General features: G+C 61.6%; 16 protein-coding genes. 8 read left to right on the plus strand and 8 right to left on the minus strand.

The genetic code is table 11. From position 1 onward, the window contains the following. Positions 1-174: 174 nt before the first annotated feature. The 6 genes from glgX (at position 175) to EYC79_RS13775 (ending at position 6,285) form a co-directional block, all read left to right on the plus strand. Entirely contained in the window at positions 175-2,145 is a 1,971-nt protein-coding gene (gene glgX, locus EYC79_RS13750) for a glycogen debranching protein GlgX (protein WP_130978358.1), read from the plus strand. A 229-nt stretch (positions 2,146-2,374) separates the two neighbouring features. Then, positions 2,375-2,860, plus strand: a complete 486-nt coding sequence (locus EYC79_RS13755) for a MaoC family dehydratase (RefSeq protein WP_062427840.1) — start codon at positions 2,375-2,377, stop codon at positions 2,858-2,860. A gap of 113 nt (positions 2,861-2,973) precedes the next feature. After that, the gene (locus tag EYC79_RS13760; RefSeq protein WP_130978359.1) at positions 2,974-4,011 is read left to right on the plus strand and encodes a DUF2332 domain-containing protein; all 1,038 of its coding nucleotides are present in this window, start codon (positions 2,974-2,976) and stop codon (positions 4,009-4,011) included. A gap of 124 nt (positions 4,012-4,135) precedes the next feature. Next, positions 4,136-4,234 carry a QVPTGV class sortase B protein-sorting domain-containing protein gene (locus EYC79_RS24060; RefSeq protein WP_112520939.1) on the plus strand — a complete coding sequence of 33 codons (99 nt, stop codon included), beginning with the start codon at positions 4,136-4,138 and terminating at the stop codon, positions 4,232-4,234. Then, entirely contained in the window at positions 4,206-5,576 is a 1,371-nt protein-coding gene (locus EYC79_RS13770) for an APC family permease (RefSeq protein ID WP_130978360.1), read from the plus strand. Before EYC79_RS24060 ends, EYC79_RS13770 begins: the two co-directional genes overlap by 29 nt. Positions 5,577-5,652: 76 nt before the next feature. Continuing rightward, on the plus strand, positions 5,653-6,285 hold the full coding sequence (locus tag EYC79_RS13775; protein ID WP_130978361.1) for a LysE family translocator: 633 nt from the start codon (positions 5,653-5,655) through the stop codon (positions 6,283-6,285). Positions 6,286-6,407: 122 nt separating this feature from the next. Here EYC79_RS13775 and EYC79_RS13780 read toward each other — a convergent pair whose 3' ends face one another. The 5 genes from EYC79_RS13780 to EYC79_RS13800 are packed head-to-tail and all read right to left on the minus strand — an operon-like array spanning position 6,408 to position 11,887. Next, the gene (locus EYC79_RS13780) at positions 6,408-6,956 is read right to left on the minus strand and encodes a sarcosine oxidase subunit gamma (RefSeq protein ID WP_112520936.1); all 549 of its coding nucleotides are present in this window, start codon (positions 6,954-6,956) and stop codon (positions 6,408-6,410) included. Further along, the gene (locus EYC79_RS13785; protein ID WP_130978362.1) at positions 6,949-9,909 is read right to left on the minus strand and encodes a sarcosine oxidase subunit alpha; all 2,961 of its coding nucleotides are present in this window, start codon (positions 9,907-9,909) and stop codon (positions 6,949-6,951) included. The genes EYC79_RS13780 and EYC79_RS13785 overlap by 8 nt, the downstream gene beginning before the upstream one ends. Further along, positions 9,906-10,220 (minus strand): sarcosine oxidase subunit delta, encoded by a 315-nt coding sequence (locus EYC79_RS13790; RefSeq protein ID WP_113261852.1) that lies wholly within the window; start codon positions 10,218-10,220, stop codon positions 9,906-9,908. Before EYC79_RS13790 ends, EYC79_RS13785 begins: the two co-directional genes overlap by 4 nt. Positions 10,221-10,229: 9 nt before the next feature. After that, complete coding sequence (locus EYC79_RS13795) at positions 10,230-10,601, minus strand: hypothetical protein (RefSeq protein WP_245495286.1); 372 nt, start codon at positions 10,599-10,601, stop codon at positions 10,230-10,232. 32 nt (positions 10,602-10,633) lie between these two features. After that, the gene (locus EYC79_RS13800; RefSeq protein ID WP_112520933.1) at positions 10,634-11,887 is read right to left on the minus strand and encodes a sarcosine oxidase subunit beta family protein; all 1,254 of its coding nucleotides are present in this window, start codon (positions 11,885-11,887) and stop codon (positions 10,634-10,636) included. Between the two features lie 307 nt (positions 11,888-12,194). On the opposite strand from EYC79_RS13800, the gene rpsU reads away from it, so the two are divergent. Beyond that, entirely contained in the window at positions 12,195-12,425 is a 231-nt protein-coding gene (gene rpsU / locus EYC79_RS13805) for a 30S ribosomal protein S21 (RefSeq protein WP_062427830.1), read from the plus strand. A 433-nt stretch (positions 12,426-12,858) separates the two neighbouring features. Then, positions 12,859-13,683, plus strand: coding sequence for a tetratricopeptide repeat protein (locus EYC79_RS13810; RefSeq protein WP_236760235.1), 825 nt, complete (start codon positions 12,859-12,861; stop codon positions 13,681-13,683). Positions 13,684-14,037: 354 nt separating this feature from the next. Here EYC79_RS13810 and EYC79_RS13815 read toward each other — a convergent pair whose 3' ends face one another. The 3 genes from EYC79_RS13815 to EYC79_RS13825 are packed head-to-tail and all read right to left on the minus strand — an operon-like array spanning position 14,038 to position 19,282. Next, complete coding sequence (locus EYC79_RS13815) at positions 14,038-17,127, minus strand: efflux RND transporter permease subunit (protein ID WP_130978364.1); 3,090 nt, start codon at positions 17,125-17,127, stop codon at positions 14,038-14,040. Further along, positions 17,124-18,209, minus strand: coding sequence for an efflux RND transporter periplasmic adaptor subunit (locus tag EYC79_RS13820; protein ID WP_130978365.1), 1,086 nt, complete (start codon positions 18,207-18,209; stop codon positions 17,124-17,126). The genes EYC79_RS13815 and EYC79_RS13820 overlap by 4 nt, the downstream gene beginning before the upstream one ends. Then, complete coding sequence (locus EYC79_RS13825; protein WP_130978366.1) at positions 18,206-19,282, minus strand: efflux RND transporter periplasmic adaptor subunit; 1,077 nt, start codon at positions 19,280-19,282, stop codon at positions 18,206-18,208. Before EYC79_RS13825 ends, EYC79_RS13820 begins: the two co-directional genes overlap by 4 nt. Positions 19,283-19,447 lie beyond the last annotated feature (165 nt).

Genomic DNA, 19,447 nt, shown 5'->3' on the forward strand with positions numbered 1-19,447 from the left:
CCCCCTTGAGGGGGAGATGTCCGGCAGGACAGAGGGGGGTCCCTTCACAAAAGACCACCAGCGCCCCCGACAAGCTAGACAAGCCGCACCATCGCCCTCACAAAAATCCTCTGGTCTTCGACCAACAAGACGGCGGCGCAAGCCCCACCCACAAACCACCAAAGGGACCAGCCCATGCCAACCCACCCAGCGTTCCCCCAAGGTGCAGTCCCCACGCCAGCAGGCACCCAGTTCTCCGTCTATTCCCAAAACGCCACGAAAATCGAACTCTGCCTCTACGACGCCACCGGCAATACCGAAACCGCCCGCCTGCCCATGCAGCGTGACGAGGACGGCATTCATCGCCTCACCGTTGCGCAAGCCACCACGGGCACCCGCTATGGCTACCGCGCCCACGGCCCCTACGCGCCAGACCACGGCCAATGGTTCGACCCGGCCAAGCTCCTCCTCGACCCCTACGCCACCACGATCGACCGCCCCTTCCAGAACCACGCCTCCCTCTTTACCTTCGGCGAAGACACCGCCGCCGTCATGCCGAAGGCAGTCGTTTCAGAGGCCCCGATCGTCACCAAGGAAGCACCCCGCTTCACCCGCACCGGCCTGATCTATGAAGTGGCCGTCAAGCCCTTCACCATGCAGCACCCCGACGTGCCGGAAGCCATCCGAGGCACGGTCGCCGCCCTCGCCCACCCCGCCATCATTGCCCATCTCAAGACGATCGGCGTCAGCGCCATGGAACTGATGCCGATCACCGCCTGGATCGACGAGCGGCACTTGCCGCCGCTGCACCTTGCCAATGGCTGGGGCTACAACCCCGTCGGCTTCATGGCGCTTGATCCGCGGCTCTGCCCTGGCGGTATCGCCGAACTGCGCGACACGGTTGCCAAACTGCATGATGCAGGCATCGGCGTGATCCTCGATCTCGTCTTCAACCATACCGGCGAGAGCGATCGCTTCGGCTCGACGCTGTCGCTGCGCGGTCTCGACAACCTCACCTATTACCGTCACGCATCTGATGATCCCGGCACGCTGATCAACGACACCGGCACCGGCAATACGCTTGCTTGCGATCACCCACAGGTGCGCCATCTCGTCATCGAAACGCTCCGCCACTTCGTCGCCCATGCCGGCATCGATGGCTTCCGCTTCGATCTCGCCCCCGTTATCGGGCGCACAGCGGAGGGCTTCGATCCACAAAGCGAAACCTTGCGCCAGATGCATGAAGACCCGCTTCTGGCCGATCGGGTGCTGATTGCCGAACCCTGGGATATCGGCCCCGGCGGCTACCAGCTCGGCAACTTTCCGGCATCCTTCCTCGAATGGAACGACCGGGCGCGTGACGATATCCGCCGCTACTGGCGCGGCGACGATTATACGATCGGCGCGCTCGCCGATGCGCTTGCCGGTTCCGCCCCGATCTTCTCACGCAACGCGCGTACCGGAACCCGCAGCGTCAACTTCATCGCCGCCCATGACGGCTTCACGCTTTTCGATCTCGTCTCCCACGCCCACAAGCACAATGAGGCGAATGGCGAGGAGAACCGCGACGGCCACAATGACAATCACTCGTGGAACAATGGCATCGAGGGCCTGACCGACGATCCGGCGGTCAACGCGGCCCGGATCGCCGACGTCAAGGCGCTGCTCGCCACCCTCTTCGTCACACGCGGCACGGTGATGCTGACGGCGGGCGATGAAGGCGGGCGCAGCCAGCGCGGCAACAACAATGCCTATGCCCAGGACAACGAGATCACCTGGGTGGACTGGAAAGCCCTTTCGCCGGATCTCATCGACCACACCGCCTTTCTGGCAAAGCTGCGCCAGCGCTTCGCAGTCTTTGACGAAAGCACGTTCTTCTCACCCGACAGCGGCGAGATCGAATGGCTGTCGCCCTTGGGCGACCCCATGCGCGACGAGGACTGGAACCGCCCGGATGCCACGACCTTCGCCATGGTGCTGAACACACTGGACAGGCAGACCGGCAAGACGGTTCGCTTGGCCATTCTGTTCAACCGCAGCCGCAACGCCATTCCCTTCACCTTGAAGGGCCAAGGCTGGAAGCCGCTCGGCGTCGATTTCGGCGTTCCCGCCTGGTTGCCACCCCGCTCCGTCGTCTTTTATGTGGGTGCACCCCGCCTCTTTTAGCGGACGCCCTCATTCTTTTAGCATCTGCTTTGCGAAATCGGTTCCGATTTCCCGTCCGATGTTGTAGCCGTTGATGACACGCATTCACCTGCCCTATAGAGCGTCGCCGTCCTATTGGACGCATAAAAACGCTCTATCTCGTAGACTCACCGCATCGTGCTTTCCGAAAATCGATTCCGACTTTCGGGCCGATACGATAGAGTCTCCATCATGAAAAGGACCACGCGCTGTGAAAGACGTATCGCTTGCTGAAGTGAAGGGTTTGGTCGGCACGGAAGTGGGAGTATCCGACTGGATCACCGTCGATCAGGCGATGATCGATGCCTTTGCGGGGGCCACGCTGGATGACCAGTTCATCCATACCGATCCCGAACGCGCCAAGGCCGAGAGCCCTTTCGGCGGCACGATTGCCCATGGCTTCCTGACGCTCTCGCTGCTGTCGGCCATGAACTACAGCGCGCTGCCGAAAATCCGCGAACAGACCATGGGCATCAATTACGGCTTCGACAAAGTCACCTTTGTCGCCCCGGTCAAGAGCGGCGCGCGCGTGCGCGGCCGTTTTACCCTGGCCGAAGCCCGCTTTCGCGGCGCGTCCATGCTGACCAACACCTATGACGTGACGGTGGAAATCGAAGACGAACGCAAACCGGCGCTCACCGCCCGCTGGACCACCATCTCGCAATTCGATCCGAAGGACAGGCCGGAGGACGCGTAAGGCATGGTCGGCGCAAACGGTTCGACGATTTGCGATCGCAAAGACCTGAGGCGTTTGACGCGTATCTGAAAGATCGCGACACGTCTTAGAACAGGCAGAGGACGGAGGGCACCATGCCGGAAGCAATCGTTCGAGAGGCGTTCCAGACGCAGGCGCAAGCGTGCGATGCGCTGGGGTCCCCCTTCACCGCCAGGCTCTGCCGGCTGCTCGCCGAAAAGCTGGATAGCGCGCAAGGCCCCGTTGCCCACGCCCTCCTCACATGGCCCGGCTCGCCCGGTCCCAGCGACGATTCCGTGCCGCTACGGACCGCCGGTTCCCTGCATGCGCTGGTTCGCTTAAACCGTATTGCTCCGATGACGGAACTTCACGACGACCAGCTCTGGTCTGCCTGCCAGCAAGCCTTTCTGGAGCACGAAGCCTTCATCCTCGAACGGCTGAAGTCCCCGCCGCAAACCAACGAAGTCCGCCGCTCCGCCGCCCTCCTGCCCGGCCTCTTCATCGTCGCCGAGCGCACCGGCAAGCCGCTCATCCTCTCAGAGGTCGGCGCCAGCGCCGGCCTCAACCTCCAGCTCGACCGCTATCGCTACCGCCTTGGCGAAACGCAGTGGGGAACGGACAGTCCCGTCTTCCTCTCGCCGGAATGGCGCGGCGAAGCGCCAGCCATCCCGCTGAGCTTCAGCGTCCTCGAACGCGCCGGCTGCGACCTCAACCCATTGAACCCGTCTTCCCCTGACGACCGCCTGCGCCAACTCTCCTACATCTGGGCAGACCAGACGGACCGCCTGGAGCGCACGCAAAATGCGCTCACCATCGCCGCCGACAATCACCTGCAGGTGGAAAAGGCAGACGCGATCGACTGGCTGGCAAGACGGCTCGAAACATCGAAGCCCGGCGCTACCCATGTCATCTTCCACTCCGTCGCCTGGCAGTATTTTCCGGACAGCCTCAAGCAAAAGGGCGAAGCGCTGATCACTGAGGCCGGAAGCCGCGCCACCCCGGACGCCCCGCTCGCCCGCCTCCAGATGGAAGGCGACGGCCAACCACGCGGTGCCGCGCTGACCCTGCAAATCTGGCCCACGGGTGAAAAACAGGAGATCGGCCGAGCGGATTTTCACGGGCGCTGGGTGGACTGGAAGGGCTGGGCGAATTGAGCGCTCCGGTTGGCAGCAGATGGTGCGACCGAACCAAGCCGAGGTTCATCTTTTAGCTGCAACCCCGTGACGCAAGCCATCACGCTCTGCGCGGACAATGCCAGGCTTAAGCACCTGAACTCATTTGTTCTTCAGGCCGGGAACCCTCGCACCATTCCTTGCGTTATCGCCATTATTGTTAGGGGGAATTCTATATGGCGCAAAACATTACGCAACCGGATGATGCAGGCGAGCAAAGCACTGAGCTTAAACGCGTCATGGGGCCGGGGCTGCTTCTTCTGTTCATCGTCGGGGATATTCTCGGCACCGGCATCTACGCGCTGACCGGACAGGTCGCCGCGGAAGTGGGTGGCGTGGTCTGGCTACCCTTCCTCATCGCTTTTGCCGTGGCACTTCTGACCGCCTGCAGCTATCTCGAACTGGTGACGAAATATCCGCGTGCTGCGGGCGCTGCCCTTTATACCCACAAGGCCTTCGGCGTTCACTTCATCACTTTCCTCGTCGCCTTCACCGTCATGTCGTCGGGCGTGACCTCCGCTTCGACAGCCTCGCGCGCCTTTGCCGCCAATTTTGCCACCGTCACCGGCTTCGATTTCGGCGGCTTCGGCGTCACCGGCATCGCCATTGCCTTCATCGTTGCCGTCGCACTCATCAATTTTCGTGGCGTCGGTGAAAGCGTGAAGATGAATGTGGTGCTGACGGTGGTGGAGTTGACCGGCCTGCTGTTGATCATCTGCATCGGCTTCTGGGCCATCGGCAACGGTCAGGGGGATGTGTCGCGCGCCTGGACCTTCCAGCCTGCGGGCGAGCACGGCGTCATCTGGTCGGTGGTGGCCGCCACCACACTTGCCTTCTTCGCCATGGTCGGTTTCGAGGATTCGGTCAACATGGCCGAAGAATGCAAGCAGCCCGCCCGCATCTTCCCAAAAGTGCTGCTCGGTGGCCTCGTGATTACCGGCATCATCTATATTCTGGTCGCCATCTCCGCCATCACCCTCGTGCCCGCAGCCGAACTCGGCGAAGGCGAAACGCCGCTCTTGAAGGTGGTACAGGCCGGCGCGCCAAACTTCCCGATCGGCATCTTCGCCGTCGTCACCATGTTTGCCGTCGCCAATTCGGCGCTGATCAACATGATGATGGCAAGCCGGCTGATCTATGGCATGAGCCGGGAAGGCGTGCTTCCGCCAGCCCTCGGCAAGGTCCATTCCGGCCGCCGCACGCCCTTTGTGGCGATCATCTTTACCTCGCTGATCGCGGTTGGCCTCATCGCCTTTGCCGGCGGTGTTCCAGCGCTTGGCGGCACCACGGCACTGCTCCTGCTCGGCGTCTTCACCATCGTCAATGTCGCGGTGCTGGTGCTGCGCAAGGACAAGGTGGCGCACAAGCACTTCCGCACGCCAACCATCCTGCCGGTGCTCGGCGCCGTCAGCTGCTTCTTCCTCGTCGGCCCATGGACGGGGCGCGATCCGGTGCAATATTCGATTGCGGGTGTCCTGCTCCTCATCGGCGTCATTCTCTGGGCAGCGACGGTGGGATTCATGCGGGCACAGGCGAAATCGGCATAGCGGCACAACGGCGCTTGCTATCTGCGTTGTCCATGATAGATCGGAATTCCGGCCTCATTTTCAAAAGGAAAATACCATGCCGGAATTCCCGACCCTCATGCTCTTTGCCACCGCAGCCCTGGTGCTGACGGCTACACCCGGTCCCGATATGCTGCTGATCGCCTCGCGCAGTGTCAGCCAGGGCCGGTCCGCAGGTTTTCTGACCTATTCCGGTATAGCCGCCGGGACCTATTGCCACGCGGCTGCCGCAGCCTTGGGCCTCTCGCAATTGTTTCTGACGGTACCGGTCGCCTACGAGATCGTCCGCTGGGCGGGCTGCGCCTATCTCTTGTATCTTGCCGTCAAAACCGTGCGCTCACAGGGCGCAGGCTTTTCACCCACAACCGGACTGAAACGGCTGTCCTCAAGACGGATTTTTCTGGAAGGTCTCGCCACCAACATCCTCAACCCGAAAATGGCGCTCTTCGTTCTGGCGCTCTTTCCGCAGTTCATCAATCCGGATGGCAATGCGCTCGTGCTCCAGATGGCGATCCTCGCCACCATCCTGAACGGCATCGGCTTTCTGGTGAATGGCACCGTGATCCTTCTTGGCAGCAACATCCGCCAGCGGCTTTCCGGAATCAGCCGCCTTCCCAAACTGCCGCAATATCTGCTGGCAAGCGTCTTTGCCGGGCTCGCCTGCCGTCTGGCGCTGGGATCAAGGCAGTAGGAAAAACGGGAAAGGGATGCTCGTCAGGATCACGGGCAAAACTCAACCTGCGTCATCCTCGGGCTCGACCCGAGGATCCATCTTTTCAACGGCTGAGGGCGCCTGAGTGACTTAGGCGCGCCTCAAGCGTCCCGCGAACCCTCGTCCAGCAAACCGAACACATAGTCTGCAAAGGAGCGCCAGCACTCCACGCGGAAGGTGTCATCCGCCACGCGCAGCAGCACCACTTCCGCCTTGCCGAAGACCGTGCGGGTGCAGGCGCCGACCGGGAAGGCGGCAAGCGACAGGTCCTGCGGGCAGCCGGCATTGATCGTCGTTTCGGCCCCGGGGCCGGAGACGATGATGGCGAGGTTGCGGTGGGAGACGTCGGTGGCGGAAAACAGTCCGGTTGTGCCGGAAAGTGCTGCCATCAGGTCGGCTTCGCCCTGGTCGATGACCAGCCACTCATCCGGGCCGATCCACAAGGCCGAGCGCAGTCCCGATGTCGCAGAGGTTTTCGGGCGTGTCGGCAGGGCAAGTTCAAGCGCCTGAGACACCGCCTCGATTGCCTCTGGCCGCGCGCGCAGCACCAGCCGGTAGGCCGGTGCCGCAGGCTTGATGGAGGTGCCGGCGGAGCCGCCATGCACGCCGTCGAGAACGAATGTACGCTTTGCTGTCGCCAAATCAGCCATTGATCCGGCCTCCTTCCTTGTCGAAGAACACCATGTCCGTCACCTCGACTGCAATCGTCTTGTCGGCAAGCGGAATGTAGAGGGTCTCACCCATCCGCGCCCGGCCATCGGCCACCAGACCGAAGGCGATGGAGCGGCCGAGATTTTCGGACCAGTAGGACGACGTGACGTGACCGAGCATCGTCATCGGCTTTGGTGAATTCGGATCGACGACGATCTGGCCGCCCTCTTCCGGCACATCATGCGCGTTCTTCGGCAACAGACCGACGAGCTGCTTGCGGCCGCTGCGGGTCAGATCCGGGCGCTGCAGACCGCGAATACCGACGAAGTCCGTCTTCTTCTTGGAGACGGCCCAGCCAAGGCCGGCATCGTCGGGCGTCACCGTGCCGTCGGTATCCTGGCCGACGATGATGTAGCCCTTTTCGGCGCGCAGCACGTGCATCGTCTCGGTGCCGTAGAGGCAGCCGCCGACAGCTTTCGCCCGCTCGGCAATGGCCTGCCACACGGCCGGGCCGTAATCGGCGGGCACGTTGACTTCGAAGCCGAGTTCGCCGGTAAACGACACGCGGAAAAGACGCGTCGGCACACCGCAGATCTTGCCCTCGGCCACCGCCATATGCGGGAAGGCTTCCGGCGACAGATCGATACCTTCCACCAGCGGCGCAATCACCTCGCGCGCTTTCGGTCCCTGCACCGCGATCACCGCCCATTGTTCGGTGGCGGAGGTCAGCCAGACGTTGAGATGCGGGAATTCCGTCTGCAGATAGTCTTCCATGTGGTGCAGCACGCGCGGCGCGCCGCCCGTCGTCGTCGTCACATGGAAGCGATCTTCCGCCATACGACCGACAACGCCGTCATCATAAACGAAGCCGTCTTCGCGGGTCATGATGCCATAGCGGCAGCGACCGGGCTTCAGCGTATCCCAGGCATTGGTGTAGAGCAGGTTGAGGAACTTCGCCGCATCCGGGCCGACAACCTCGATCTTGCCGAGCGTGGAGGCATCGAAGACGCCGACGCTTTCGCGCACCGTCTTGCACTCGCGGTTGACGGCCTCATGCATGTCTTCGCCCGCACGCGGATAATACCAGGCGCGCTTCCAGTTGCCGACATCCTCGAAGGCCGCACCTTCTGCCTCTTCCAAGGCATGCATCGGCGTCTTGCGGGCCGGGTCGAACAGCTTGCCACGCGAATGGCCAACCAGCGTACCGAAAGTCACCGGCGTGTAAGGCGCGCGGAAGGTGGTGAGACCGACCTTCGGCAGATCGCGCCCAAGGGCTTCGGATGCAATGGCAAGACCATGCATGTTGGACATCTTGCCCTGGTCGGACGCCATGCCGTTGGTGGTGAAGCGCTTGATGTGCTCGATGGAGTGCATGCCTTCGCGCACCGCAAGGCGGATATCCTTGGCGCAGACATCGTGCTGGAAGTCGATGAACGCCTTGACGCTGTGGTCGGCACCCGCACCTTCGGCAGCGCCGATCATGCCGCCGGTCCAGGTGTTGGCATTGCTGCCGGAAACGGCAACTTCGCCGCCCCCAGCCGCCGCCGCTTCGGAAAGCAGCGCGGAGAGATCGTCGGTGCCGTTGCAGGCGCCGATCGAAACGCAGTCCTGCACGTGCACGTCGGGCAGGAAGCGCTGGTTCGGCGCATCATATTTCAGCTTGCCGCGAGACTGCGAGAAGAGATGCACCGATGGCGTCCAGCCGGCCGAGACGATCAGCGCATCGATCGCAATCTTGCGCTTGCCCGAACCGCCATTGCGGCCAGCGGTCATGGAGGTGACGCGAAGACGGCCCGCGGTATCGTAAACGCTGTGGCCAGCCAGAACCTCGATGCCAAGCGCGCGTGCCTCGTCCAGAAGCTTCGCGCTCGGGTTGGGACGGCAATCGACGATCGCCGCGATCTTCACACCGGCGCGCTTCAGGTCGAAAGCCGCCTCGTAGGCGCTGTCATGGGCGGTATAGACACCGACATTGTGGCCGACAGCCACGCCATACTGGTTGAGATAGGTGCGTGCAGCGGACGCCAGCATGATGCCGGGGCGGTCGTTATTGGCAAAGACCATGTGGCGCTCGATAGCGCCGGTCGCCATCACCACCTTCTTGGCGCGCACCTGCCACAGGCGCTCGCGCGGCTCATGCAGCGCCGGGCTTGCCAGGTGGTCGGTGACGCGCTCGGCCAGGCCGATGAAGTTGTGGTTGTAGTAACCGAAGACGGTGGTGCGGGTCAGCACTTCCACATTCGGCATGGCCTTCAGCTCGGCCAGCACAGACTGCGCCCAGTCATAGCCGTTCTTGCCGTCGATCACGGTGGCGCTTTCAAAGCGCAGCGCACCGCCAACCGTCGGGTTCTCATCCACCAGCATGACCTTGGCGCCGGTCTTGGCCGAGGAAAGCGCCGCCGTCAGACCGGCAGCACCGCCACCGGCCACCAGCACGTCGCAATGGGCAAAGCGACTGGCATATTGATCGGTATCGCCCTCTCTCGGCGCGCTGCCGAGACCGGCGGCACGGCGGATGATCGGCTCATAGAGCTTGTGCCATGCCGCCTTCGGCCACATGAAGGTCTTGTAGTAGAAGCCCGCCGCAAAGAAGGGCGAGAAGAAATCGTTGATCGCGCCGACATCGAAGGACAGCGACGGATAGCGGTTCTGCGACGAGACGATCGCACCATCGAAGACTTCCTGCACCGTGGCGCGCACGTTCGGCTGGCGGCGGGATGCATCGCGCGACACATCGATCAGCGCATTCGGCTCTTCCGGACCGGCAGACAGAAAGCCGCGCGGACGGTGATATTTGAACGAGCGGCCGATCAGGTGAACGCCGTTTGCCAGCAGTGCGGAAGCAACGGTGTCACCCTGAAGCGCGGTGTAGCTCTTGCCGTCGAAGTTGAAGCGGGCGGTGCGGGCGGGCGTCAGGCGGCCGGCACCCTTGATACGGTAAGCGCCACTCATCGGGCTGCTCCTTCGCTGGAGGAGAGAAGCGAAGCCTCATCCGGCTTCGGCTCGCCCGCCTTGTATGTCAGGTAAAACTTGTCGGTCACGGAATGGCGCGCCGCGTTGAAGAAGCGGCCGCAGCCATGGATATGGCGCCAGCGCTCATAGACCATGCCCTTGTCGTTATCGCGCATGAAGAAATATTCGGAAAACTCCTCGTCGGAGATCCCGGCAATGTTTTCAGGGCGGGCAATATGCGCCTCGCCAGCCCAGCGGAACTCCAGCTCGGAGCGTTCTTCTTCGCAATATGGACAACGGATCAGCAGCATGATGTTCCCTCAAAGAGAGCTTTCCGGAATCACCGTTCCGGCGGGTTGGTCACACAGGCGCTTTCCCATGGTGATGTAGGGGGAGAGCCTGTTCGTCAGATCTTCAAAATTCGCATAGGGCCGAAACGCGTTGCCGCGCCCGATATTGACCATCGCCATCGACATCAGATTGCTGTCGAGGGCAACGGGATATTCATTCTCGCCATACGCACCCTTCGGCACGAAATAGACGAGCTTCTGGCCAAGGCTTGGAGCGCACATCAGGAAGCCCTCTTCTGCCAGAAACGGCCAGTTGTCCTCTCCTTGCACCTTGCGGATGGCCTGCACTCGAAAATCGCCAGCCTCGGGAACGACCGGACCGGCCTCGGCCGCAGAGGCCATACACATAGCTGCAAGGAGAGCAGCCGGCATCTTCAATGGGCAACCGCCGCGGCTGCCGCCTCGTCGATCAACCGTCCGGTGCGGAACCGGTCGAGGTTCAGCCCCGCCGCCAGCCGGTGCGGCTCGCCGCGCGCAATCAGATGCGCGAAGAGATGCGCAGAGCCTGGCGTGGCCTTGAAGCCGCCCGTGCCCCAGCCGCAATTGACGAAGAGGTTTGGAACCGGCGTCACGCTCTGGATCGCCGAACGATCCGGTGTGTTGTCGGTAATCCCGCCCCACTGGCGCATCATCTTCACACGACGGAAGATCGGGAAGAGTTCGCAGATGGCGTCCAGCGTATGGGTGATGATCTGCAAGCCGCCGGTCTGCGAATAGGAATTGTACTGGTCGGTACCGGCACCGATGACCAGCTCGCCCTTGTCGGACTGCGAGATATAGGCATGCACGGTGTTGGACATCACCACGCAGGGGAAGATGGGTTTCAGCGGCTCGGAGACCAGCGCCTGCAACGGGTTGGAAGCAAGCGGCACGCGCACATCGGCCATTTTCATAATGACGGAGGAATGACCGGCCGCCGATACGCCGATCTTCTTGGCACCAATGAAGCCACGATTGGTTTCCACACCCGTGACCGCGCCATCCGGACCACGACGGATCGCGGTGACTTCGCAGTTCTGGATGATGTGGACGCCGCGATCGGACGCCGCACGGGCATAGCCCCAGGCGACCGCATCGTGACGGGCCGTACCACCGCGACGCTGCAAGGCAGCACCATTGATGGCATAGCGGGCGTTCGCAGAAATATCGAGCGGCGGACAGTAGGCCTTGGCCTGCTCTGGCGTCAGCCATTCATTGTCAATGCCATAGAGGCGGTTGGCATTGATATGGCGCTTGAAGGACTGCTGGTCATGCACATTGTGCGACAGCATCATCACGCCGCGTGCCGAATACATGACGTTGTAGTTCAGATCCTGGCTCAAGCCTTCCCACAATTTGAGGGAATGCTCGTACATATCCATGCTCTCTTCATAGAGATAGTTCGAGCGGATGATGGTGGTGTTGCGGCCGGTATTGCCGCCGCCGAGCCAGCCCTTTTCCAGAACGGCGATGTTGGTGATGCCATGTTCTTTGGCCAGATAATAAGCGGCACCGAGACCGTGGCCGCCGCCGCCAATGATGATGACGTCATATTCCTTGCGCGGCTCGGGAGACGCCCATTGGGCATCCCACCCCTTGTGGGCCCGCATTGCCTCGCGAGCCACGGCAAAAACAGAAAATTTGCGCATTCGCAAGCAACTCCCTGAAGACACGCTGGATTATTCCGGCTGAGACCTATGAATGGCAAATATGCGCAGTGTTCAGTGTTCATTTTGCGACGCCGCGACATGATTGTTTTGACATGCGTCATAACTTTCTCGGCACCCCTTGTATTTTCACCGAGAGACACAGTTAACGGCTGGACTTCAAGGAAACGATCTGATATTGCACCACACCAATCGCGCGGCCAACCCGGCCACACGAACGCTTTTTTGTTTGCCTGCGAATGCCTTTATTCGCATGGCAAGATAACCAACCTAAAGGAACGGGATTCACGTGCAGGTACTAGTCCGCGATAACAACGTTGATCAGGCGCTTCGCGCTCTCAAGAAGAAAATGCAGCGCGAAGGTATCTTCCGCGAAATGAAGATGCGTGATTATTACGAGAAGCCTTCGCAGAAGCGCGCTCGCGAAAAGGCTGAAGCCGTTCGCCGCGTTCGCAAGCTTGCTCGCAAGCGCATGCAGCGCGAAGGTCTGATTGCTGCTCCACGTGCTGCGAGCCGCTAATAGGCCGTCTTTTCGACGTTTTTGAATGCTTATGGGGCGGGGGCGATTATTTCGCCGCCGCTCTTTGAGTTTTACAGCATCGGCCCAAAAATCGGATAGGGTTTTTGGAAAGCACGATGCGCAGCTCAAAGAAGATAGAGCGTCCTTTGTGCGTCCAATTGGATGCACGGCGGTCTAAAGCATGTCGCGCAAAAGTGGTGACTGGTTTTGCGATAACGACATGCGAAAGAAGAAGGCCTAAAGCGTGAAGGAGCGGATCTGAAAGATCGCGACACGGTTTAGCATGTCTGAATTCGCTTTGCACGATCGGGCCTGCATAATTGGCTCTGCATGATCAGCCTTGAGAGGGAACCCATACCGCATGAACGCTGTTGATACCGGTGAATCCAGACGTCCTATCGCCCTGTTCCACGGCGTATCTCAGAGAAAAACCATGCGGCTTTCTTCCACCCTCATCCTCTGCGGCATGGTTGCGGCGCTTGCCGGCTGCGCCACCACCAACACCACGAACGACGTTTTCCAGATCGACCGCGCGCAAGGGTCTGAACAGAACATCGCCTCACTGACCTCGGTCATCAACGCCAACCCGCAGGATCCGGAAGGCTACAACGTCCGTGGCTCGGCTTACGGCCGCGCCGGTGACTCCAAGCGCGCCATTGCCGACTTCAATCAGGCACTGCAGCTCAATCCGCGCTTCTACCAGGCTTACGCCAACCGCGCGCTCGTCTACCGCAACATGGGCCAGCAGCAGCAGGCGCTGCAGGATTATAACAGCGCGCTGCAGATCAACCCGAATTACGACGTGGCGCTGATCGGTCGCGGCAACCTCTACCGCCAGACGGGCCGCACCAACGAAGCCTTCAACGACTTCACCGCCGCCATCAACACCGACACCACCGATGGCCGCGCCTATCACAATCGCGGCCTGATCTACCAGCTGCGCAACCAGCACAGCCAGGCCATCGAAGATTTCTCCAAGGCCATCTCGCTTTCGCCCAACTCGCCCGAGCCATACAATGGCCGTGGCATTTCCTATGTGGCGCTGAACGACGACGAAAACGCCTTCGCCGATTTCAACCACGCCATTGCGCTGGATGACAGCCGTGCGGAATCCTGGGCAAACCAGGCACTGGTCTATGAGCGCCGCGGCGAACGCGACAAGGCGCTGAAGTCCTACAACCACGCCGCCCGCCTCGACCCCAAATACAAGCCCGCGGTCGACGGCCTCGCCCGCATGCGCGGCGCCGGCGCGTCGTAAGATCGGTTAACGGTTTCAGCGGTTTAGCGACACCACAGTCGACGACGCGAATTATTCGTAGGTCGTATACTCTGTCCTATGAGGTAGCCGAGTTCCGTTCCACGCGACGTTGATGTGAAGCCAAACCTCTCCTCCCCGTCATCCTCGCCCTTGAGGCGAGGATCCACTTCCCCATCGTTAAGCAATTGAAAAACATGGATCCTCGGGTCAAGCCCGAGGATGACGACCGAAAGGTTTTCGCCCCTTGATCACGGGCACGCGCCAGTTTCTCCAATACGTTGAGCGGACACCACGACGCTAAAATCATGGGCGAAAGAAAAAGCCCTGCCCGTGAACCACGAGCAGGGCCTTTTGTCACACCGGCTTGGCGTCGCCTTCGGCCTTCGCCTCTGGCTCGGCCGTCTTCTCCTCCGGCTTGATGCGGAACCAGGTCACGTAAAGCGCCGGCAAAAAGAGCAGTGTCAGCACCGTGCCGACCACGATACCGCCCATCATCGCATAGGCCATCGGCCCCCAGAAGACTTCGCGTGAGATCGGGATCAGGGCCAGTGTTGCAGCCGCCGCGGTCAGCATGATCGGGCGCATGCGGTGCTCGGTCGCCTCAATCACCGCCTGCCAGGCAGGCACGCCCTCCATGCGCAGATGTTCGATCTGCACCACCAGAATGACCGAGTTTCGGATGAGGATGCCGATCAGCGCCAGGATGCCGAGGATCGCCACGAAGCCCATCGGCGCGTTGCTGAGAAGCAGTGCCGCCACCACGCCGATCAGCGCTGTTGGAGCCACCGCAAAGACCAGGAACAGGCGGCTGAAGCTCTGCAGCTGGATCATCAGGATCGTCGCCATGGCAAACAGCATCATCGGTGCGACAGCGGCAATCGGTCCCTGCGCTTCGGCGCTCGATTCCACGGCGCCGCCGATCTCGACCTTGTAGCCGACCGGCAGCGTCTTGCTGAAAGCGTCCACCTGCGGCTGAAGCTGGGTGACGATCGTCGCCGGCTGTGTCGGGCCCTTGATCGCCGCTTTCAGCGTGATGGTCGGGATACGATCGCGCGATGCGATCATCGCCTGCTCCACATCATAGCGCAGGTTTGCCACGGCCGAGAGCGGGATGAGCTTTCCGTCGGAGCCTGCAATCTGCAGGTTTTGCAATGTCTCGATCGAGCCACGCTCCTGAGCATCCGCGCGTCCGATCACATCGATGAGGTAGATGTTGTCGCGCACCTGCGTGGCGCTCGCGCCTTCGACGATGCTGTTCAGCACGGTGGCAATATCTTCCGAGCTCACGCCAAGCTGGCGGGCCTTGTCCTGCAACACATCGACCTTGACCACGCGCGATGGCTCGTTCCAGTCGAAGATCATGTTGGTCAAGAGCGGATGCTGGCCGACGACACCAGCAAAGCGCATGGAGATATCGCGCACCTTCTGGATGTCGGGCCCACTGATGCGGTACTGCACCGGCTTGCCGACAGGCGGGCCGATATCGAGCAGCTTCACGAAGGCATCGGTGCCGGGGAAGGTCTCGTTCAGATATTTCTGGAAATCGCCGCGCACGCGGTCACGCGCTTCCAGGCTTTTCGGCACGATCACCGTCTGGCCGAAGAAGACGTTCTGGTTCTGCACGTCGAAGGACAGAATGAAGCGCGGCGCGCCCTGCCCCACATAGGTCGTCCAGTGGTCGATATCGGGATTGTTGGCGAGCTTGTCCTGCTCGAACTTTGCCATCTGCCGGTTGGTCTCGGCAATCGAGCTGTTCTGCGGCAGGTTCCAGTCGATGATCAGTTCCGGACGGTCGGAGCTTGGGAAGAACTGCTGCTGCACCAGACCCATGCCCGCGACGGACACGCCGAAGACGCCGATGGTCAACAGAATGGTCACCCAGCGCCAGCGCATGGCTGTCGTCAATAGACGCGAGAAGATCGTCGCAACCCGGCCCTTCTTGTCGTGGTGCTGCTTCATCGTCTTGGGCAGCATCAACACGCCGAGAAGCGGGGTGAAGAGAACCGCGACGATCCAGGAGACCAGCAGCGAAACCGCAATCACCACAAACAGCGTGAAGGTGAACTCACCCGCCGCACTGCTGTTGAGGCCGATCGGGATGAAGCCCGCGACGGTGACGAGTGTGCCTGTCAGCATGGGGAAGGCGGTAGACGTGTAAACATACGTCGCCGCCTTGCGCAGATCGTCGCCCTCCTCCAGCCGCGCCACCATCATCTCCACCGCAATCATCGCGTCATCGACCAGAAGACCGAGCGCAATGATCAGCGCGCCAAGCGAGATGCGCTGCAACGAAATGCCGGTATATTCCATGTAGACGAAGGTGATGGCGAGCACGAGCGGAATGGACACCGCAACCACCAGACCGGCGCGAAGACCAAGGCTGATGAAGCTGATGACGAGAACGATGGCAACGGCTTCGAACAATGCGCGGGTGAAGCCGGAAACAGCCTCCTCCACCACCGCCGGCTGGTCGGACACGCGGTTGACCTCGACGCCGATCGGCAGGTCTGCGACGACCGCCTTGATGTGCTCGTCGACGGCCTCGCCGAACTCCAGCAGGTTGGCACCGGCCCGCATGCCGATGGCAAGACCGATGGCCGGCTTGCCATTGTAACGGAAGAGTGCCGTCGGCGGATCGACATAGCCGCGATGGATCGTCGCCACATCCGTCAGCGGGAAGAAGCGATCATTGACGCGCAGGTTGATCGATTCCAGCGCGTTTTCCGAGGCGAACTGCCCGCCCACCCGGATGGCGATGCGCTCCGGCCCGGCGGTCACGAAGCCGGATTGCGTCACCGCATTCTGCGCCTGCAGCGTAGCGATGATCGACTGGCGATCGATGCCAAGGGCTGCGATCTTGCGGGTGGAGAACTCCAGATAGATCGCCTCGTCCTGCGCCCCGATAATGTCGACCTTGCCGACATTCTCGATGGTCAGGATCTTGGAGCGCGCATCTTCGACGAGATCGCGCAACTGCCGCTGGGACAGCCCATCACTGGTAAAGGCAAAGATGTTGCCGAAGACATCGCCGAAGCGATCGTTGAAGAAGGGCCCCTGCACGCCGGAGGGGAACTCGCCCTTGATATCGCTGATCATGTTGCGAACGCGACGCCAGGTCGGCTCCACATCCCGCGCCTTGGTGGTGGGCAGAAGTTCGAGGAAGACGGTGGTCTTGCCGGCGGTCGTCTCGCTGCGGGTATAATCGAGCGATTCCAGTTCCTGCAGCTTCTTCTCGATGCGGTCCGTTACCTGACGGCTGACCTCTTCGGCCGTCGCACCCGGCCAGGTGGCGGAAATCACCATCGTCTTGATGGTGAAGTTCGGATCTTCCTCGCGCCCGAGATTGAGATAGGAAAACACGCCCGCAATCAGGAAGACGATCATGAAGTAGGAGACGAGCGAGCGGTGCGCCAATGCCCATTCGGAGAGATTGAACTTTTTCACTGTACGCGCTCCTGATCGATGCGAATGGACTGCCCGTCCTCAAGCGAGTTGACGCCTGCAATAACGACACGCTCCCCCGGCTTCACGCCCTCTTTGACAACCACATAGCCATAGGCGTTCGGCGGACCCTCCAGCACGACCGGGCGAAGCGCAACCTTGGCGGCGGCCTCATCGACGATCCACACGGCGGTTTGGCTGTCGCGCGTGCGGATGGCGGTGGCCGGCAGCATCAGATTGGGTTTGGAGGCGATGCTGGCCGAGGCGCGGATCACCGCACCCAGCCGGAAGGCATCACCCGGATGGTCAAGCGCGATCTTCGTGCGGCGCGTGCGCGTGGCCGTATCGGCCTGCGGCGCAATCTCGCGCACCGTGCCCGCCACCCGCACCTGCGGATCGAGCTGCAGCGCCACATCGAATGGCGTGCCAAGCTTCAACTGCTCGGCAATGGACTGCGGCACGTCGATCACCGCATCGCGCTCGTCCGGCTTGGCAATCGTCACCACCACCTGGCCGACGGTCACGACCTGGCCGAGTTCTGCCGAGGTTGCCGTCACCACGCCGTCGAATTCGGCGGCAAGCTGCGCATAGCTCAGCTGCTCATTGGCCTTGTTGAGATTGGCCTGCGCCCGCGCCACGGAGGCGCTCGCAGTCTTCAGCCCTTGTTCCGCCTCTTCCAGCGCGGCCCGGGTGCCGGAGCGCGTTTCGGCAAGCTGCAACTGGCGCTGCTGCGTGCTCTGCGCATTGCGAAGCTGCGCCTGCGCATTGGAAAGATCCGATTGGGCGCTGCGCACGGCAAGCTCCAGCGATGTCGGATCAATGGTGGCAATGACCTGATCTTTCTGCACGAGATCGCCGACGCTGACGGTGCGCGAGGTGAGACGCCCCAGCGTGCGAAAGCCAAGCTCGGCCTCGAAGCGCGGAGACACCGTTCCAGCAAAGCTGAGAGACTGCACGGGAACCTCCTTCGCCACAACCGAAAGCACGGGGCGCGGCGGCGGCGGTGGGGCCTCGGACTTATCCTCGCTGCAGGCGGAAAGCAGCAGTCCCGACAGAAGGAGGGTCGCAATATTCGTTCTGATCATTGTGCTGCCACCTTCTCGAAAGCGACCTTTTCATCCGGGCGCAGGAACTTGCCACCCTCGGCCACCACGCTCTCACCGGGCTTCAGCCCCTGCTTGACGATGAAATGACCCGTTTCATAATCTTCGACCTCGATGACGCGCAGCGCCACTTTGGACGAGGCAGGATCGACAACCCAGACGGCCGGCTTTCCATCCTTGGAGGAAATCGCCGACCAGGGCAGCACCATGGCGGCCTGCGGCTCATAGAGGAAATTGCCCTGCACGGCAGCGCCGAGCGGCATGGGAACGTTCACACCAAGCCCGACCTTCACCTTTACCGTTCCGGTGGAGGAATCGATGGTGGGGGAAATTTCGCGGACCTTGGCCATCACCTGCCGCTCGGGATCGGTCAGAAGCGTGATCTTCACCTCCGGCTGAATCTCGCGGCCGAGGAAGAGGGTTTCCACCACCTCGAAGATCGCATCGCGCGGGCCATCCTGCGCCAGCGTGAAGATGGGCGATGCCGCCTGCGCCACCTGCCCCACTTCGGCATTGCGCGCGGTGATCAACCCATCCTGATCGGCTTTCAGTTCGGTATAGGACAGCGCTTCCTTGGCGCTGCCGAGCTGGGCCTGCGCCGACCGCTCACTGCCCTGCGCGGTGGAAAGCGCTTCCTGCGCCTGATCGAGCGCCGAGCGTGGCGTCACCTGCGTTTCGAAGAGTTTCTGCTGGCGGGCAAAGGCCAGCTCCGCCTGGATGCGCTGCGCCACCGCGGCCTCGAGATTGGCCTCGGCAACCGCCAGATCGGCCTGCTGCTCTTCAGCATCGATGCGCGCCAGAACCTGTCCCGCTCTCACATGGTCTCCAACATCCACCTGACGATCGATGATCTTGCCGCCCACACGGAAGGACAGATCGGTCTCGATACGCGCGCGGATTTCGCCGGTCACGGCTCCGCCGGACACCACCTGGCTGTTCTCAACCGTCACCACCCGGACCTGGCGCAAGTCCGGTTCTCCTTCGCCTTCCTTTGGACTGCACGCGGTCAAAAAACCGGCGCTCGCAATCAGGAGCACGCTCAAAATCTGCTTCATGGGTGGCTGCTTCATGGCTGGGCCTTATCATCGAGATATCGTGATTGCGTATATTTGACTGACTGGAAAGTCAATGATAACTTCTGAAGCCTGCTGCACGAAAAACTGTACAGCGGTTTTGCGATAACGATATGCGATAAAGCAAGCAACGAAGCTGGACGCGAA

Origin of the sequence: Agrobacterium cavarae (assembly GCF_004310285.1) — a bacterium.
GTDB classification, from domain to species: domain Bacteria; phylum Pseudomonadota; class Alphaproteobacteria; order Rhizobiales; family Rhizobiaceae; genus Agrobacterium; species Agrobacterium cavarae.

Bases quoted from the DNA above. Each gene is read 5' to 3' on its own strand.
- glgX (WP_130978358.1), top strand. From the start codon at position 175: ATGCCAACCCACCCAGCGTTCCCCCAAGGTGCAGTCCCCACGCCAGCA.
- EYC79_RS13760 (WP_130978359.1), top strand. From the start codon at position 2,974: ATGCCGGAAGCAATCGTTCGAGAGGCGTTCCAGACGCAGGCGCAAGCG.
- EYC79_RS13770 (WP_130978360.1), top strand. From the start codon at position 4,206: ATGGCGCAAAACATTACGCAACCGGATGATGCAGGCGAGCAAAGCACT.
- EYC79_RS13775 (WP_130978361.1), top strand. From the start codon at position 5,653: ATGCCGGAATTCCCGACCCTCATGCTCTTTGCCACCGCAGCCCTGGTG.
- EYC79_RS13780 (WP_112520936.1), bottom strand. From the start codon at position 6,956: ATGGCTGATTTGGCGACAGCAAAGCGTACATTCGTTCTCGACGGCGTG.
- EYC79_RS13785 (WP_130978362.1), bottom strand. From the start codon at position 9,909: ATGAGTGGCGCTTACCGTATCAAGGGTGCCGGCCGCCTGACGCCCGCC.
- EYC79_RS13790 (WP_113261852.1), bottom strand. From the start codon at position 10,220: ATGCTGCTGATCCGTTGTCCATATTGCGAAGAAGAACGCTCCGAGCTG.
- EYC79_RS13795 (WP_245495286.1), bottom strand. From the start codon at position 10,601: ATGGCCTCTGCGGCCGAGGCCGGTCCGGTCGTTCCCGAGGCTGGCGAT.
- EYC79_RS13800 (WP_112520933.1), bottom strand. From the start codon at position 11,887: ATGCGCAAATTTTCTGTTTTTGCCGTGGCTCGCGAGGCAATGCGGGCC.
- EYC79_RS13810 (WP_236760235.1), top strand. From the start codon at position 12,859: ATGCGGCTTTCTTCCACCCTCATCCTCTGCGGCATGGTTGCGGCGCTT.
- EYC79_RS13820 (WP_130978365.1), bottom strand. From the start codon at position 18,209: ATGATCAGAACGAATATTGCGACCCTCCTTCTGTCGGGACTGCTGCTT.
- EYC79_RS13825 (WP_130978366.1), bottom strand. From the start codon at position 19,282: ATGAAGCAGATTTTGAGCGTGCTCCTGATTGCGAGCGCCGGTTTTTTG.